The following is a 14,371-nucleotide window of genomic DNA, read 5'->3' as shown; positions in this document are numbered from 1 at the left end:
CCGAGATCTACACACTGCATATCGTCGGCAGCGTCAGATGTGTATAAGAGACAGCCCACCCCACCATCCGCGCCGGGCTCGACGCGTACCTCGCCGCCCAGGGCGTGGACCTGCGCGGCGGCCACGTCCTGATGCTCGCCCACGCCCGCGTCCTCGGCCACGTCTTCAACCCCCTGACGCTCTACTGGTGCCACGACCCGGACGGCGCACAGGTCTGCGTCGTCGCCGAGGTGCACAACACGTACGGCCAGCGCCACTGCTACCTCCTGCGCACCGACGACACCCAACGCGCCAGCGTGCCCAAGGAGCTGTACGTCTCGCCGTTCTTCCCCGTGGACGGCGCCTACCGCATGCGCCTGCCCGCGCCCGGCGCGCGCCTCGACGTCACGATCCACCTCGACCGCGACGGCGGCACCCCGTTCACCGCCACCCTGCGCGGCACCCGCCGCCCCGCCACCCCCACCGGCCTCCTGCGCGCCGCGCTACGCCACCCGTGGTCCACCGCCGCCGTGTCGGCCGCCATCCGCGCGCACGGCATCCGACTGTTCCTACGACGGCTGCCCGTGCAGCCCCGCCCCCGCCAGCACCACCAGGAAGGCATGTGATGAACGCCCGCGTCGCCCGGAAACCGCACCGGTCGGTCCCGCCCGTGGACCGGGCCCTGTGGCCCGACGTGGCCGCCATACCCCGCGCCTCCCGGGCGCGCCTCACGGTCACCCGCGCCGTCGTCCGCCGCGCCGTCGCCGACCTGCCGCTCACCGTCCGGTTCCCCCACGGCGGCACGCTCGGCGCGGGCGGTCCGCTGCTGGAGGTCCACGACCCCGACGCGTTCTTCCGCCGCCTCGGCACGGACGGGCTGATCGGCTTCGGCGAGTCCTACATGGCGGGGGAGTGGGACGCGCCCGAACTCGCCGCCGTCCTCACCGTCCTGGCCGGGGACATCGGCACGCTCGTGCCCGCGCCCCTCCAACGCCTGCGCCGCCTGTGGGCCCAGCGCCAGCCCGCCGCCCAGCGCAACACGCCCGAGGGCGCCCGCCGCAACATCCAGCGCCACTACGACCTGTCCAACGACCTGTTCGCGCTCTTCCTCGACGAGACGCTGACGTACTCCTCCGCCCTCTTCGCCCACCTCCCCGCCACCCCGGCGGACCTCCCGGCCGCCCAGCACCGCAAGATCGACCGGCTCCTCGACCTCGCCGAGGTCGGCGCGGGCACACGGCTCCTCGAGATCGGCACCGGCTGGGGCGAGTTGGCCATCCGCGCCGCCGCACGCGGCGCGGACGTCGTGTCCGTCACCCTCTCGCACGAGCAGCGCGCGCTCGCCCAGAGCCGCATCCGCCGCGCGGGCCACGCCGACAAGGCCCAGGTCCTCCTGCGCGACTACCGCGAGATCGAGGGCAGTTACGACGCGATCGTCAGCGTCGAGATGATCGAGGCGGTCGGCGCCGAGTTCTGGCCCGTCTACTTCACCGCGCTCGACCGGCTCCTCGCGCCCGGCGGCAAGGTCGCCCTCCAGGCCATCACCATGCCGGACGACCGCATGCGCGCCACCCGCACCGGCTACACGTGGATCCACAAGTACGTCTTCCCCGGCGGCAAGATCCCCTCCACCGAGGCCATCGACCGCACCGTGCGCCGCCACACCCGCCTGCGCGTCGCCGAGCACGACGGCTTCGGGCCGCACTACGCCGAGACGCTCCGCCTGTGGCGCGAACGCTTCACCGCCCGCGCCGACGACGTCACCGCCCTCGGCTTCGACGCCGTCTTCCACCGCCTGTGGACCTTCTACCTCGCCTACTGCGAGGCCGGATTCACCGCCCGCTACCTCGACGTGAGGCACCTGCTGCTCACCCGCAAGGAGACCGCGTGAAGAACGTCGCCGCCGCGCTGACCGACCTCCTGGCGCAGCTCACCGGCGCCCGCCCGCCCGTCCGCATCCGCGCCTGGGACGGCAGCCAGGCCGGGCCACCCGGCGCGCCCCTCGTCATCCTGCGCACCCCCCGCGCGCTGCGCCGCCTGCTGTGGCAGCCCGACGAACTCGGCCTCGCCCAGGCGTACGTGACGGGCGAGCTGGACGTCGAGGGCGACCTCGCCGAGGGCCTGCGCACCCTGTGGAGCGCCGCCCGCGCACACGGCACGCGCCCCCCGGCCCCCTCCGCCGCCGCACGCGCCCGCGCCGCCGTCCTCGCGCTGCGCACCGGCGCGCTCGGCCCCCGCCCGCCCGCGCCCGCCTCCCAGGCACGGCTCACCGGCACCCCGCACACCACGTCCCGCGACCGGGCGGCCATCAGCCACCACTACGACCTGTCCAACGACTTCTACGCCCTCCTCCTCGACCCCGCCATGGCCTACTCCTGCGGCTACTGGACCAGCGACGCTCCCGACTACGGCCTCGCCGACGCCCAGCGCGACAAGCTGGAGCTGATCTGCCGCAAGCTGCGCGTCGAACCGGACACGCGGCTCCTCGACGTCGGCTGCGGCTGGGGCTCCCTCACGCTGTACGCCGCCGAACGCCACAAGGCGCGCGTCGATGCGATCACGCTCTCCGCCGCGCAGCGCGACCACGTCCAGGAACAGGTCAGGGCGCGCGGCCTTGAGGACCGCGTCCGCGTCGAACTGCGCGACTACCGCGCCGTCCTGGGCAGCGGCTACGACGCCGTCGCGACCGTCGAGATGGGCGAACACGTCGGCGAGGCCCAGTACCCCGGCTTCGCCGCCGTGCTGCACCGGGCGCTGCGCCCCCAGGGCCGCCTCCTCGTCCAGCAGATGTCGCGCGGGGCGAACGCGCCGGGCGGCGGGCCGTTCATCGAGGCGTACATCGCGCCCGACATGCACATGCGCCCGCTCGGCACGACCGTGGGGCTGCTGGAGGAGGCCGGGTTGGAGGTGCGCGCGGCCGAGTCGCTGCGCGAGCACTACGCGTGGACGATCGACGCGTGGCGGCACCGGCTTGAGGAGATGTGGCCGCAGGCCGTGGACACGGTGGGGGAGGAGGTCGCCCGCGTGTGGCGGCTGTACCTGGCCGGTTCCTCGCTCGCCTTCTCCGAGGGCCGCATGGGCGTGGACCAGATCCTCGCGGTGCGCCCGGCCGACGACGGGTCGAGCGGCCTGCCGCCCACACCGCACGCCTGGTACGGCCCCGACGAGCACGCCCACGCGCACGGGAAGGCGGTCGGCCGATGAACGGCTTCGACTGGGGCGCCCTCGCCGTCACCTCGGCGCTCTGCCTGGCCGCCGCGCTGGCCGTCCTGCTCGTCACGTTCGCCGTGGCCGTCGCGAAAGGGCTGCACCGGATCGTGGACGTCGCCTGGGGCCTCGGCTTCACGGCCGTCGCCGCCACCGCGTACGGCCTGTCGTCCGGCAGCGGCGACCCCGTACGGCGCGCCCTCGCCCTCGCCCTCACCGCCGCCTGGGGGATCCGGCTCGCCGTCCACATCGCGCGCCGCGGCCGGGGCCACGGCGAGGACCCGCGGTACGCGCGCATGCTGGAGCGGGCGCCAGGCAACCGGAACCTCTACGCCCTCCGCAAGGTCTACCTGCTCCAGGGCGCACTGGTGTGGCTTGTGTCGCTGCCGGTACAGGCCGCCTGCTTCGTCCCTGCGGCGGCCGGGCCCGTGACCTGGGTGGGCGCCGCGTTGTGGCTGGCCGGACTGCTCTTCGAGGGCGTGGGCGACCACCAGCTCGCCCGTTTCAAGGCCGACCCGGCGAACCACGGCCGGATCATGGACCGGGGGCTGTGGAGCTGGACGCGGCATCCCAACTACTTCGGCGACTTCCTCGTCTGGTGGGGCCTGTACGTGATGGTCTGCGACGACTGGCGCGCGGCGGCGCTCGCGATCGTCTCGCCCGTGGTGATGAGCCTGCTGCTCACCAAGGGAAGCGGAGCGGCCCTGCTGGAGCGCCACATGGCGGGCCGCCCCGGCTGGGACGCGTACGCCGCGCGGACCGCCGCGTTCTTCCCCCGGCCGCCCCGCGCGCGCCGCCCCTGACCCCTGACCCCGCCCGCCCGGGGGCCGGGCGGGGTCAGGCCCCTTCAGCCCTCCGAACAGCTCAGCCCTCGGACAGCTCAGCCCCCGAACAGCGCGATCAGCGCGTTCGCCGCCTCCACGACGGGCGTCCCGACCGCGCCGATCGCCGCCGCGATCCCCGCGACCGTCCGCGCGGCGGCGGCCCGTTCCGCCGGGAGCGCCCCGACGTCCGCCACGGCGGGCAGCGAGGCATCGACGACCGCGCCGCTCGCGCCCGGCAGCCGCTCGCGCAGCTCGTCCACCCGGATCAGCAGCAGCGCCAGGGCGTCGCGCACGGCCCGGTCGTCCGTGCCGCCGTAGGTGATCTCCTGCTTGCCTATGTGGTGCGAGCCGCCGTTGATGTGGATGTTGTCGCCGAAGTGCATGTCGCCGCCGGTCATGTCCGTTTCACCCCCGTGTTGCCCACACCCCCGTTGATGTGGACGGTGTCGCCGAAGTGGTAGTTGCGGGCGTTGACGGACAGCCGCTCCACGCGCACCACGAACTCGGCGCCCGGATGCTCGATGGCGTGCGCCAGGCGCCCGACCACCCCGCGCAGCAGGTCACGGCTCCTGCTGGTGACCACCGCCGTGGAGCTGCCCGCCGTCTCGACGGCCAGCACGAAGTGCGAGCGCGCGAACCACACCGACAGCAGCTGGACGAGGAAGAAGACCAGCAGCGCCAGCCACACCGGCGCGACGGCGTCGGCGAACTCCCGGACGTCCCGGTCGTTCTCCGCGACGACCAACAGCAGCAGCAGGGCGAGCGCGGCCGTCGTCACCTGCCGCAGGAAACGTAACCCGGCCGCGCCGTAGCGGGGCCGCAGCAGGAAGGTGTGGATGCGCGTGACGTTCGCCAGGGGGTAGGCGGCCTCGCCGATCCACAGCAGACGCTCGGTCACCCGCACGTCGATGGCCTCGTGCCCCAGTTGCGGCGGCGGCCCCCAGGTGTCGGCGCCCGGCCGGACGCCCCGCTGCTCGGACGACATCGCTCCCCCCTCTCGCCGGTCCGGCGGACGGCTCCCCCGAAACCGTGCCCTCCATTGAGCACCCGCCCGCGACGCCGCGCAAGGCCCCGGACGCGGGGAGTCGCGGGCGCCCGCCGGGCCGCCGCCCGCGCCGGCCGGTTACCGTCGAGGCATGACGTTCGACCCCGCCGACCCCGCCTTCCTCGACGACCCGTACCCCGCCTTCGCCGCCCTGCGCGCGGCGGGCCCGGTGCACCCGCACGAGGGCCTGGGGCTGCCGGTCGCCGTCACGCACGCCGCGTGCGCCGAGATCCTGCGGGACCGCGCGGCGGGCCGCCTGTGGCGCGACAAGGAGCCCGCCGCCGCGTTCCCCGCCTTCAACCTGCTGCACCGCAACTCCCTGCTGGAGGCCGAGCCGCCCCGCCACACGCGGCTGCGGCGGCTCATCTCCGGCGCCTTCGGGCGCGGCCACACCGAGCGGCTGCGGTCCCGCGTCCAGGAGATCGCGGACGGCATGGTGGCCCGGCTCGCCGCCGCGATCGAGGCCGACGGCTCCGCCGACCTGCTCGTCCACCTCGCCGGGCCGCTGCCGGTCGAGGTGATCGCCGAACTCCTCGGTGTCCCCACCGCCGACCGGCCGCTGCTCCAGCCGTGGTCGCACGCGATCGTGAAGATGTACGAGTTCGGCCTTCCGCCCGAGGGCGCTGCGGCGGCCGAGACGGCGTCCGCCGAGTTCGTCGCCTACCTCACCGCGCTCGCCGAGGACCGGGCGCGGCACCCGGGCGACGACCTGATCAGCGACCTCGTCGCGGCGCGCGACGGCGGCGACCGGCTGACGGCCGACGAACTCGTCGGCACCGCCGTGCTGTTGCTGATGGCGGGCCACGAGGCGACGGTCAACGTCATCGGCAACGGCGTCCTCGCGCTGCTGCGCCACCGCGACCAGTGGGACCGCCTCGTCGCCTCGCCCGCGCTGCTGCCCACCGCCGTCGAGGAACTGATCCGCCACGACGCGCCCCTCCAGCTCTTCGAACGCACCGCGACCGCGCCGACGACCGTCGCCGGGTACGCGCTGGAGCCCGGCGACCGGATCGCCGCCCTGCTCGGCGCGGCGGCCCGTGACCCGGCCGTCTTCACCGACCCGGACGCCCTCGACATCGGCCGCACCCCGAACCGGCACCTCGGCTTCGGCGCGGGCATCCACTACTGCGTCGGCGCGCCCCTCGCCCGCGTCGAGATCGCCGCCGCCCTCGCCGCGCTCACCACCCGCCTGCCCGGCCTGCGCCTGGCGGCGGAGCCGCGCCGCCGCCCCGAGTTCGTCATCAGGGGGCTCAGCGAACTGCGCGTCACGGCCTGACGTCTCGTACCCCCGGCCCGACCGATGAGGTCGGCTCCCGCGCGCGGTCAACACCTCGGAAGCACCGCACACGGAGGAGCAGCACATGGGACACCTGGCCGTCGTCAACTTCGTCTCGCTGGACGGCGTGATGCAGTCGGTCCTCTCGCCCGACGAGGACCGGGAGGGCGGGTTCGACCACGGCGGCTGGGTGTTGCCGTACGTGGACGAGGCGGTGGAGCGGTTCATGAGCGAGGCCACGGCGGGCGCCGGGGCCCTGCTCCTGGGCCGCAGGACGTACGAGATCTTCGCCGCCACCTGGCCGTACGCCGACAGGGACGACCCCGCGGTGGCCGCGATGAACGCGATGCCCAAGTACGTGGCCTCCCGCACGCTCGGCGATCCGGCGTGGGCCAACTCCACCGTGATCGGGCCCGACATTGCGCGGGAGGTCGGCCGTGTCAAGGCGGCGACGGAGGGGGAGACGGTGGTGCTGGGCAGCGGAAAGCTGCTCGGAACCCTGATCGAGCACGACCTCGTGGACGAGTACCGGCTGTTGGTCCTCCCCCTCGTCCTGGGCGGCGGGAAGAAGCTTTTCGCCGACGGCAGGACCCTGCGCCGCCTGAAGCTGACCAGCGCGCGACCGACACCGTCCGGCGTCCTGATCACCGTGTACCGTCGCGGCGGCGACAGCGCATAGGCCGTCCGCCCCGCGGCCGCGTCAGGGGTGCATGCGGGCGCCCTTGAGCGTCTTGTCCACCGCGCCGCGCGGCCCGTGGACGGCCAGGCCGACGAGATCGAGGTCCGCCGTCGCCACGGCGGCCACGGCGGCACGGTTGTCGCGGTCGTTCGACGTCGCGAACAGGTCGGACGTGAACACCGCCGTCGCGAGGCCGCGCGCCACGGCCCGCGCGTGCGCCCGGCCCAGCGTCTCCTTCGCCCCCTCGAAGACGAGCACCGGCTGCCGGAACATCGGCAGGTACGCGACGCCGTCCGCGTCCGCGTAGGGCTCGCCGACCACCTCGGGGACGCGGCTGCCGAGCCCGCTGACGAGGAACGCGGTGACGTTCAGCCGCTGCCAGGTCTCCAGGTCGTCCCGCAGCAGGACGGCGATCTTCGTGTCGAACCGGACGGGTCGTGGTGCGTTCTCCATGCCCGCGATCGTCGCGCGGGCCGCGCGGCGCGGTCTTGTACGATCCTGGCCGGTGCGACGGCCGTGCGTCCGTGCGGGGCCGTCCGTGAGGGGAAGTGGTTCCGTGCCCGGCGCGGTCTCCGAGATCACGGCCTGGCGCCCGGCGCTCCCGGGCGTCGCCGAGGTCCTGCACGCCCGGATGACCGGCCACGTCTACCCGATGCACACGCACGACACGTGGACGCTGCTCGTCGTGGACGCGGGCGCCGTCCGCTACGACCTGTCGCGGCACGAGCACGGCGCCCTCGGCCGGGGCGTCACCCTGCTGCCGCCGCACGTCCCGCACAACGGGCAGGCCGCCACCCCGCGCGGCTTCCGCAAGCGCGTCCTGTACCTCGAACCGACCGAGCTGGGCGAGGAGTTGATCGGCCCGTCCGTGGACAGGCCCGTCCTGCGCGACCCTGCCGCGCGCCGCCTGACCGACCGGCTGCACGCCGTGCTGTCCGCGCCGGGCCACGACCGGCTTGAGGCCGAGAGCCTGCTCGCGCTCGTCGGCGAGCGGCTGCGCGGGCACCTGGGCGCGCCGCCCGTGGCCGCCCCGCCTCCGACGCGGGACGCGGGCCTGGCGGGCGCGCTGCGCGACCTGCTGGACGGGCGCGTCGCCGAGGGCGTCACGCTGCGGGAGGCCGCCACGCTGCTGCACGCCCACCCGACGTCCCTGGTGCGGGCGTTCGGCAGGGAGTTCGGCATGCCGCCGCACCGGTACCTGACCGCGCGGCGCGTCGATCTCGCGCGGCGGCTGCTGCTGGACGGGACAGGGCCCGCCGAGGCCGCGGTCACGGCCGGGTTCCACGACCAGCCGCACCTCACCCGGCACTTCAGGCGCCTCCTCGGCACGACGCCGGGCCGGTACGCCGACTCGGGCCGCCTGTACGCGAGTTGACCGGCCGCCGCGTACAACGGAAGGCCCCCGGCGAGCGTCGTACACACGCACGACGTCAGGCACCGTCGATCCCCGCCCTGTGAGGCCCGTATGAAGCTCAGCCGTCCCCTCGCCGTGACCGCGGTGTCCGCGTCCGCCGTCCTGCTGCCCGTCACGGGCACCGCGCGGGCGGCCGACGTCCCCGCGCTGCCGGTGACCGGCGACGACCACGTGGAGTGCTCGGGGGAGGGCGGCGACATCCCGGTCACCGTCGAGGTGACGGACGGCCCGGACATCGTCGTGCCCGGCGGCTGGGACGAGCTGGCCGTCCGCTGGACGAACACCGGCGAGGAACCCCTCGTGAACCTCTACACGTACGCCGACCTGTGGGCCCACCCGGCGGAGGACGACGGCGTCTCCTGGCCGGTGGACATCGAGTGGCGGGCGCCGGACGGCTGGCGGGACGTCGTGTTCGAGACCGACCTCGCCGCCGGGCACTTCGCCGTGGCCAGGGACGTGCGGCCTGGCGACGGCGTCGAGGTGCGGCTGCGCGTCCGCGTGGACGAGGCCCCGCCCGGATACGCGGAGGTGGGGCTCGGGAGCATGAGCGTGTCCGGCGAGGCCGACTGCCTGCGCGGCGAGGACGCGCGCCTCACCTACCCGGTCGAAGCCTCGTCCACCCGGCCGGGCCCCACGCTGGTCGTCACCCCCGAGCCCGGCGGCACCGAACTCGCCGAGACGGGACGGGAGTCGTCGGTGCCGCTCGTCGCCACCACCGCCGCGCTCACCGTCGCCGCAGGGGCGGGCGTCGTCCTCACGTCCTACCGCCGCCGTCCTCGCTCGGACGGCTGACCACGGGCCGCCCCGCCGCGATCTCCGCCAGGTCGTCGGGCACGCGCGCGATGTCGGGCAGGGCGAGCGTCGCGAGGCGGGCGGCGCGCAGCCGCGCGGTCGTGGCCGGGTCGTCGAGGAGGGCGCGGCAGGCGGCGGCGAGGCCGCCAGGGGTGGGGTCGCCGAGGTGGCGGCCGAGGCCGAGTTCCGCGACGCGGCGCGCGTTGTGCGGCTGGTCGGCGAAGTTGGGCGCGACGGCCATGGGGGTGGCCGTGCGGATGGCCTCGCTGACGGAGTTGTAGCCGCCGTGGGTCACCAGCAGGTCGGCGCATTCGAGCAGCAGGGGCTGCGGGAGGTGGTCGATGAGGTGGACGTGCGGGCCCGTCGCCCGGCCGTCGAGGGGGATGCCCGCGGTGGCCACGATCGCGACGACGTCGAGCCGGGAGAGGGCGGCGACGATCGTGCGCAGTTGCGCCGCCGGATCGGTCAGGCCCTCGGGCATGCCTCCGTCCCGCGAACGGCTGCGGATCAGCGGCAGGGAGGTGCCGACGGACGCGAACACCAGCGGCCGGTCGGCCGGGAGAGCGGCGACCCAGGGCGGCAGCCCGGCGCCGTCGGCCGACGGCGGCTGCCGGTAGGCGAGCACGGGGATGGGGGAGTTGGCGAACGAGTAGGCAGGGGGGATGTAGTCCAGCCGCCCGTGCGGGTAGAGGGAGGCCGGGTCGTCCTGCGGGCGCAGACCGAGCCCGGCCCGCAGCCCGTTGAGGGCGGGGAGCAGCGCGGCGGGGTCGAGCATGTTGACGAAGCCGCAGGGGGTCGGCAGGTGCGGTACGTCCAACTGCTCGGCGAGCAGGCAGGATGCGAGGTCCATGCCGTGGCGCAGGATGAGGTCGGGCCGTACGTCGCGGGCGGCCGCGCGCAGGACGCCGAGGGTCTTGTGCGCGTAGGCGCCGCAGAGTTGGGCGGTGCGCCGGTCGAAGCGGCTGGCGCCGCCGGACGGTGACGGTGACGATGACGGCGGTGGTGACGGGGGCGGGGGCGGCAGGGGCGGCATCGTGGGGCGGACGCCGATGCCGTCCCGGGCGAGGAGGGGGGACAGGGCCTCGGTGGCGACGACGGTGACCTCGTGCCCGCCCTCGGCCAGCGCCCGCGCCAGGGGCAGCAGCGCCCGGCCGTGCGAGGGTGCGCCTGTCGCCGTGCAGAGGACACGCATGCGGTACCTCCCGGAGGGGCGCCCGGCCGCTGATCGGTCGGCGGTGGCACCCGTCGGTTACCCCGCCACGGTCCCGCCGCGCGCGATCCGGCCCCGGCTCACCCGTACCGGTGACCCGGCGGCCCCCGGCGCCGCCGTGCGGTCAACGGCCTTCAGCGCTCCGCCCGTTCGGCGTCCAGCGGCGCGGGGGTGGCCGTCGCGGCGGGGCGGGTCGGCAGGTCGCGTACGTGGCGCAGCGGGGAGAACAGGAGCAGCAGTCCGGCCAGGGGGACGGCGGCCGTCGTGACGAACATGGCCGTGCGCAGGTCCGTGACCGTGCCGAGCCAGCCGCCGAGCAGCGCGCCGAGCGGCACGGCGCCGTACGTGAGGAACGCGCCGCTGGCCGTCAGCCGCCCGAGGAGCGCGGGCGGGCACCAGCGCTGCTGGAAGCCGGACTTGAGGATGTTCACGGCGACGATGCCCGCCGTCACGCCGAAGCCGCCGATCGCGAACAGGGCCACGCCCGCGCCGCCGGTGGCCAGGGGCATCAGCAGGGCGAGGGAGGGCACGGGCAGGGCGAAGAGCAGGGCGGCCCGTGCCGTCCCGAGCGCCGCCGCCGTCCGCCGGGCGGCCAGTGCGCCGACGACGCCCCCCGCCCCCGTGACGGCGATCAGCGCGCCGACGGTGCCGGGTGCCATGCCGAGGGTGCGGACGAGGAAGAGGAACTGGATCGACTGGTAGCCCATCAGCGCCAGGTTGGTCGCGGCGCCGTACAGCGTGAACGCGCGCAGCCACCGGTCGCGCCCCACCAGCCGCAGCCCGTCGGCGACTTCGGCCGTCAGCGCGCGCCGCGCGGGGGTGGGGCGCGGCTCGCGGTGCCTGATGCGGGCGAGGCAGAGGAGGGAGACGAGGAACGTCGCGGCGTTGGCCGCCATCGCGTTGACCGTCCCGGCGGCCTGGGCGATGAGCCCGGCGGAGCCGAGCCCGGCGATCTGCGCGGCGGACGCGCTGCCGTGCAGCGCCGCGTTGCCCTCCGCCTGGTCGGCGGGGTCGAGGAGGCCGGGCAGGTAGGCGCTGTAGGCGGTCTGGAAGAAGACGGCCGCGGTGCCGCCGAGCAGCGCGACGGCCAGCAGCAGCCCGAGGCTCAGCCGCCCCGCCCAGGCGGCCAGCGGTACCAGTGCGAACAGGACGCACGAGACGGCCGCCGCCGCCAGCATCACCGGCCTGCGCCGCATCCGGTCGATCCACGCCCCGGCCGGGAGGCCGATCAGCAGCCAGGGCGCCCACGCCGAGGCGCTGAGCAGGCCGACCTGGAACGCGTTCGCGTCCAGCGTGGACACCGCGACGAGCGGCATCGCCACCGACGTCACGGACGCGCCGTACTTCCCCGTCGTCTCACCGCACCACAGGAGCCGGAAGTCCCGGTGCCTGCGCAGGAGTCCGCCCCGCTGCCCGGCGCTCACGCGTCCCCCTCGACCCGGCGCGGGAACGCCTGGATCTGTACGGTCACCGGCAGCGCGTCGGGCCCGGCCTGCGCGGCCTTCGCCGCCTCCGAGTGGCGGGCGAGGACGGCGAGCAACTCCTCCTGGAGCGCGCGCAGTCCGGCCGGGTCGAGCCGCAGGTCGCGCCACTCCACGACGGCCCCGGCCCGCTGCCAGTCCTCGTCCCACGCCTCGCCGAGGTAGTCCGTGACGCGGGCGAACTGCCGCCGCACGGTCTCCTGGAGGTAGAGGGAGAGCGCGCCGGACGCCTCGGGGTCGCCGCGGAACTCGGCGGTGTCCAGGACCTTGGCCTCCTCCACGACGCGCCACCAGCGCTCGCGGCGCGTGCCGCGTCCGGTGTCCTCGGTGATGAAGCCGTGCCGCGCGAGGTGCCGCAGGTGCCAGCTGACGGTGCCGCTGCTCTCGCCGACGCGGGCGGCGAGGCCGGTGGCCGTGGCGGGCCCTTCGAGGGTGAGGTGGTCGAGCAGGGTCATGCGCAGGGGGTGGGCCAGGCCGCGCAGGCTCGTGGCGTCGAGGCGGCGGCTGGGCCGGGAGGTCGGCGCGGGGGACGGCGCGGGGCGCTCGGGTTCGTCGGGCATGCGGCGAGCCTACCTTGCGAACGACTCTCTGCAAAGGACCCTCTGCGAAGAGATCTCTGCAATTCCTGCGCCCGTCCGCCCCGGGTCTCGTCCTGAGGGGTGTCGGACATGGCGCATTCCTCTTCAGGCAAGCCGAGTTGACAGGCGGGCCCGACGAGCCGGTCGCGGGGGGAAGCGCGCCGGACCAGGGGCGTTCACGACGGCGGACGCCGAGCGTCTCGGCGGGTCGGGCGACGAGGCGGAAGCGGGGCTCGCGGTCGTGGAACGCGTCAAGGCCGCGGCGTCCCTCCCGGAGGTCCAGGAGCGCCGCCCTACGCGACGTCAGGCCGTGTCATCAGCGGCGACCGCACATGCAGTTCGAGGCTGGGGCCGGTCAGCGGCGGTGTGCTCCAGGTCGCCGTCGCGGTTCCCGCGTCGGCATCGACGGCCAGCCGCACGCGGTGCGGGGTGGTGATGACGTACAGATCGGCGACGAAGGTGCTGCCCTGCCAGGCGCCGGCCGCGACGATCGGCCGGCCGAGCGGCGCGCACTCCCGCCAGTCGCCGTGCCCGACCTCGACGTCGAAGCGCGACTCGAAGCGTACGAGCCATCCGCCCTCGGTGGGATCGACGGTGACCGTCGTCCCGTCGGGCAGTGCCGACCCCTCGGCCGAGGCGTCGAGCCTCGCGCTGACCGTACGCCCCGGGTCGGCCGACCCCGGCACCGGCTGCAACGACAGTCGCTCCAGCCGATCGGCGAGGATCGCGTCGTCCTGGGCACTCCCCGCGTGACCCACGCCGGGCAGCAGGCACTCCCACAGCGCGTCGAACACGTCCTGGGACTCTCCTTCCGCGGTCACGGCGACGACGAGATCGTGGGACGGGACCACCACACACTGCTGCGCGTAGGAGCCATGACCGTGGTAGCCGTGACGCGACCTCCAGAACTGGTAGCCGTAGCCGTAGGAGAAGTCCGCCTGGTCCGACCCGTCCAGGGTCCACCCACTGTCGATGTGCCGACTGGTCGCCAACTCCACCCACCCGCGTGGTACGAGCTGTCGGTCGCCCCACACGCCTCCGCGCCGGAGCAGTTCACCGAAGGCGGCGACGCTCTCGGTCGTCAGGTGCAGTCCGTGGAATCCGAAGGCGGCGCCACTGGCCACCCGGTCCCACTCGGCCTGGTCGATGCCCATCGGCGTGAACAGGCGCGCGTCGAGGAACTCCGGGAGACCACGGCCCGTGACGCGCTCCACCATCCGGGCCAGGAGGTAGGTGGTCGAGTTGTCGTAGACGTGCCGTGTTCCCTCGGCTGTGGCGAACGGCAGGCTCAGGAAGCCCTTCACCAGGTCGCCCGGTTCCCGCTCCCACGCCTCGGCGAGGCTGTCGGTGGGGTGCCCGGACGTCATGGACAGCAGGTGGTGAACGGTGATGCGGCGCCCCTGCTCCGAGACGTCGGCCGGGACGCGGTCGGGCAGCACGTCCACCACGCGGTCGTCCAGCGAGAGCAGCCCGTCGCCGATCGCGAGCCCCACGGCGATCGACGTGAACGACTTGGTCAGCGAGTAGAGGAGGTGCGGGCGGTCGGCCGAGTACGGCGCCCACCACCCTTCGGCCACGACGTGACCGCGGTGCACGACCATGAGGGAGTGGGTCTCGCCCGAGCGCGCTTCGAGCCTGTCCAGCATCGCCGAGATCGAACGGGACGACATCCCCGAGGCGGCAGGCGCCGAACGGGGAAGGAGGGTGCGCTGAGACGGCATTCCGGCTTTCTACCATCTCCCCGGAGATCCGGGTTCGAGCGGGACGTCGAGTCGAACGGCTCCGTCGTCACGGAGCAGGATCACCGATGACCTCGATCCCACGAGGACCACGGGAGGACCGGACCGTCGAGGGCGGTATCCGCCGGAGTGCGGGGCCCTGGTCCT

Annotated in this window: 14 protein-coding genes and 1 pseudogene; 8 read left to right on the top strand and 7 right to left on the bottom strand. The window is 74.8% G+C overall.

The window, feature by feature from the left end; genetic code table 11:
- Positions 1-59: 59 nt before the first annotated feature.
- From IF27_RS12540 to IF27_RS12525, 4 genes and pseudogenes are all read left to right on the top strand, one after another.
- Positions 60-605: pseudogene (locus IF27_RS12540) on the top strand (DUF1365 domain-containing protein); the annotation flags it as partial.
- A complete protein-coding gene (locus IF27_RS12535; protein WP_052849569.1) occupies positions 605-1,870 on the top strand; it encodes an SAM-dependent methyltransferase in 1,266 nt (421 codons plus the stop codon). The pseudogene IF27_RS12540 and the gene IF27_RS12535, both read left to right, overlap by 1 nt.
- Positions 1,867-3,183: an SAM-dependent methyltransferase gene (locus tag IF27_RS12530; protein WP_052849568.1), complete on the top strand. Its 1,317-nt coding sequence runs from the start codon at positions 1,867-1,869 to the stop codon at positions 3,181-3,183. The genes IF27_RS12535 and IF27_RS12530 overlap by 4 nt, the downstream gene beginning before the upstream one ends.
- Positions 3,180-3,989 carry a DUF1295 domain-containing protein gene (locus tag IF27_RS12525; protein ID WP_052849567.1) on the top strand — a complete coding sequence of 270 codons (810 nt, stop codon included), beginning with the start codon at positions 3,180-3,182 and terminating at the stop codon, positions 3,987-3,989. The genes IF27_RS12530 and IF27_RS12525 overlap by 4 nt, the downstream gene beginning before the upstream one ends.
- 77 nt (positions 3,990-4,066) lie before the next feature.
- On the opposite strand, the gene IF27_RS12520 is transcribed toward IF27_RS12525, so the two are convergent.
- Positions 4,067-4,408, bottom strand: a complete 342-nt coding sequence (locus IF27_RS12520) for a hypothetical protein (protein ID WP_052849566.1) — start codon at positions 4,406-4,408, stop codon at positions 4,067-4,069.
- A complete protein-coding gene (locus IF27_RS12515; RefSeq protein ID WP_052849565.1) occupies positions 4,405-4,995 on the bottom strand; it encodes a DUF6232 family protein in 591 nt (196 codons plus the stop codon). Before IF27_RS12515 ends, IF27_RS12520 begins: the two co-directional genes overlap by 4 nt.
- A 151-nt stretch (positions 4,996-5,146) precedes the next feature.
- Here IF27_RS12515 and IF27_RS12510 point away from each other — a divergent pair, with 151 nt between their 5' ends.
- The gene (locus IF27_RS12510) at positions 5,147-6,331 is read left to right on the top strand and encodes a cytochrome P450 (protein WP_052849564.1); all 1,185 of its coding nucleotides are present in this window, start codon (positions 5,147-5,149) and stop codon (positions 6,329-6,331) included.
- An 85-nt stretch (positions 6,332-6,416) separates the two neighbouring features.
- On the top strand, positions 6,417-7,010 hold the full coding sequence (locus IF27_RS12505; RefSeq protein WP_052849563.1) for a dihydrofolate reductase family protein: 594 nt from the start codon (positions 6,417-6,419) through the stop codon (positions 7,008-7,010).
- A gap of 21 nt (positions 7,011-7,031) precedes the next feature.
- Here the strand turns inward: IF27_RS12505 and IF27_RS12500 are convergent, their stop codons facing one another.
- Positions 7,032-7,463: a DUF2000 domain-containing protein gene (locus tag IF27_RS12500; protein ID WP_052849596.1), complete on the bottom strand. Its 432-nt coding sequence runs from the start codon at positions 7,461-7,463 to the stop codon at positions 7,032-7,034.
- 103 nt (positions 7,464-7,566) lie between these two features.
- Between IF27_RS12500 and IF27_RS12495 the strand changes: the two genes are divergently transcribed.
- Complete coding sequence (locus IF27_RS12495) at positions 7,567-8,385, top strand: helix-turn-helix transcriptional regulator (protein WP_052849562.1); 819 nt, start codon at positions 7,567-7,569, stop codon at positions 8,383-8,385.
- A 90-nt stretch (positions 8,386-8,475) separates the two neighbouring features.
- The gene (locus tag IF27_RS12490; protein ID WP_052849561.1) at positions 8,476-9,216 is read left to right on the top strand and encodes a hypothetical protein; all 741 of its coding nucleotides are present in this window, start codon (positions 8,476-8,478) and stop codon (positions 9,214-9,216) included.
- Here IF27_RS12490 and IF27_RS12485 read toward each other — a convergent pair.
- From IF27_RS12485 to IF27_RS12470, 4 genes are all read right to left on the bottom strand, one after another.
- Positions 9,179-10,408, bottom strand: coding sequence for a glycosyltransferase (locus IF27_RS12485; RefSeq protein WP_052849560.1), 1,230 nt, complete (start codon positions 10,406-10,408; stop codon positions 9,179-9,181). The genes IF27_RS12490 and IF27_RS12485 overlap by 38 nt on opposite strands.
- A gap of 152 nt (positions 10,409-10,560) precedes the next feature.
- Entirely contained in the window at positions 10,561-11,850 is a 1,290-nt protein-coding gene (locus tag IF27_RS12480; RefSeq protein ID WP_052849559.1) for an MFS transporter, read from the bottom strand.
- Positions 11,847-12,467 carry a winged helix-turn-helix domain-containing protein gene (locus IF27_RS12475; RefSeq protein WP_052849558.1) on the bottom strand — a complete coding sequence of 207 codons (621 nt, stop codon included), beginning with the start codon at positions 12,465-12,467 and terminating at the stop codon, positions 11,847-11,849. The genes IF27_RS12480 and IF27_RS12475 overlap by 4 nt, the downstream gene beginning before the upstream one ends.
- A 311-nt stretch (positions 12,468-12,778) precedes the next feature.
- The gene (locus tag IF27_RS12470; RefSeq protein WP_420822003.1) at positions 12,779-14,131 is read right to left on the bottom strand and encodes a serine hydrolase domain-containing protein; all 1,353 of its coding nucleotides are present in this window, start codon (positions 14,129-14,131) and stop codon (positions 12,779-12,781) included.
- Positions 14,132-14,371 lie beyond the last annotated feature (240 nt).

The sequence above is a fragment of the Streptomyces avicenniae genome (genome assembly GCF_000719135.1).
GTDB classification, from domain to species: Bacteria; Actinomycetota; Actinomycetes; order Streptomycetales; family Streptomycetaceae; genus Streptomyces; species Streptomyces avicenniae.
Note: the sequence above shows the minus strand (reverse complement) of the source record. Positions and strands in the feature narration are given on the sequence as shown.

Coding starts and splice junctions, on each gene's coding strand:
- IF27_RS12490 (WP_052849561.1), top strand. CDS start 8,476: ATGAAGCTCAGCCGTCCCCTCGCCGTGACCGCGGTGTCCGCGTCCGCC.
- IF27_RS12515 (WP_052849565.1), bottom strand. CDS start 4,995: ATGTCGTCCGAGCAGCGGGGCGTCCGGCCGGGCGCCGACACCTGGGGG.
- IF27_RS12525 (WP_052849567.1), top strand. CDS start 3,180: ATGAACGGCTTCGACTGGGGCGCCCTCGCCGTCACCTCGGCGCTCTGC.
- IF27_RS12510 (WP_052849564.1), top strand. CDS start 5,147: ATGACGTTCGACCCCGCCGACCCCGCCTTCCTCGACGACCCGTACCCC.
- IF27_RS12505 (WP_052849563.1), top strand. CDS start 6,417: ATGGGACACCTGGCCGTCGTCAACTTCGTCTCGCTGGACGGCGTGATG.
- IF27_RS12500 (WP_052849596.1), bottom strand. CDS start 7,463: ATGGAGAACGCACCACGACCCGTCCGGTTCGACACGAAGATCGCCGTC.
- IF27_RS12485 (WP_052849560.1), bottom strand. CDS start 10,408: ATGCGTGTCCTCTGCACGGCGACAGGCGCACCCTCGCACGGCCGGGCG.
- IF27_RS12520 (WP_052849566.1), bottom strand. CDS start 4,408: ATGACCGGCGGCGACATGCACTTCGGCGACAACATCCACATCAACGGC.
- IF27_RS12475 (WP_052849558.1), bottom strand. CDS start 12,467: ATGCCCGACGAACCCGAGCGCCCCGCGCCGTCCCCCGCGCCGACCTCC.
- IF27_RS12535 (WP_052849569.1), top strand. CDS start 605: ATGAACGCCCGCGTCGCCCGGAAACCGCACCGGTCGGTCCCGCCCGTG.
- IF27_RS12470 (WP_420822003.1), bottom strand. CDS start 14,131: ATGCTGGACAGGCTCGAAGCGCGCTCGGGCGAGACCCACTCCCTCATG.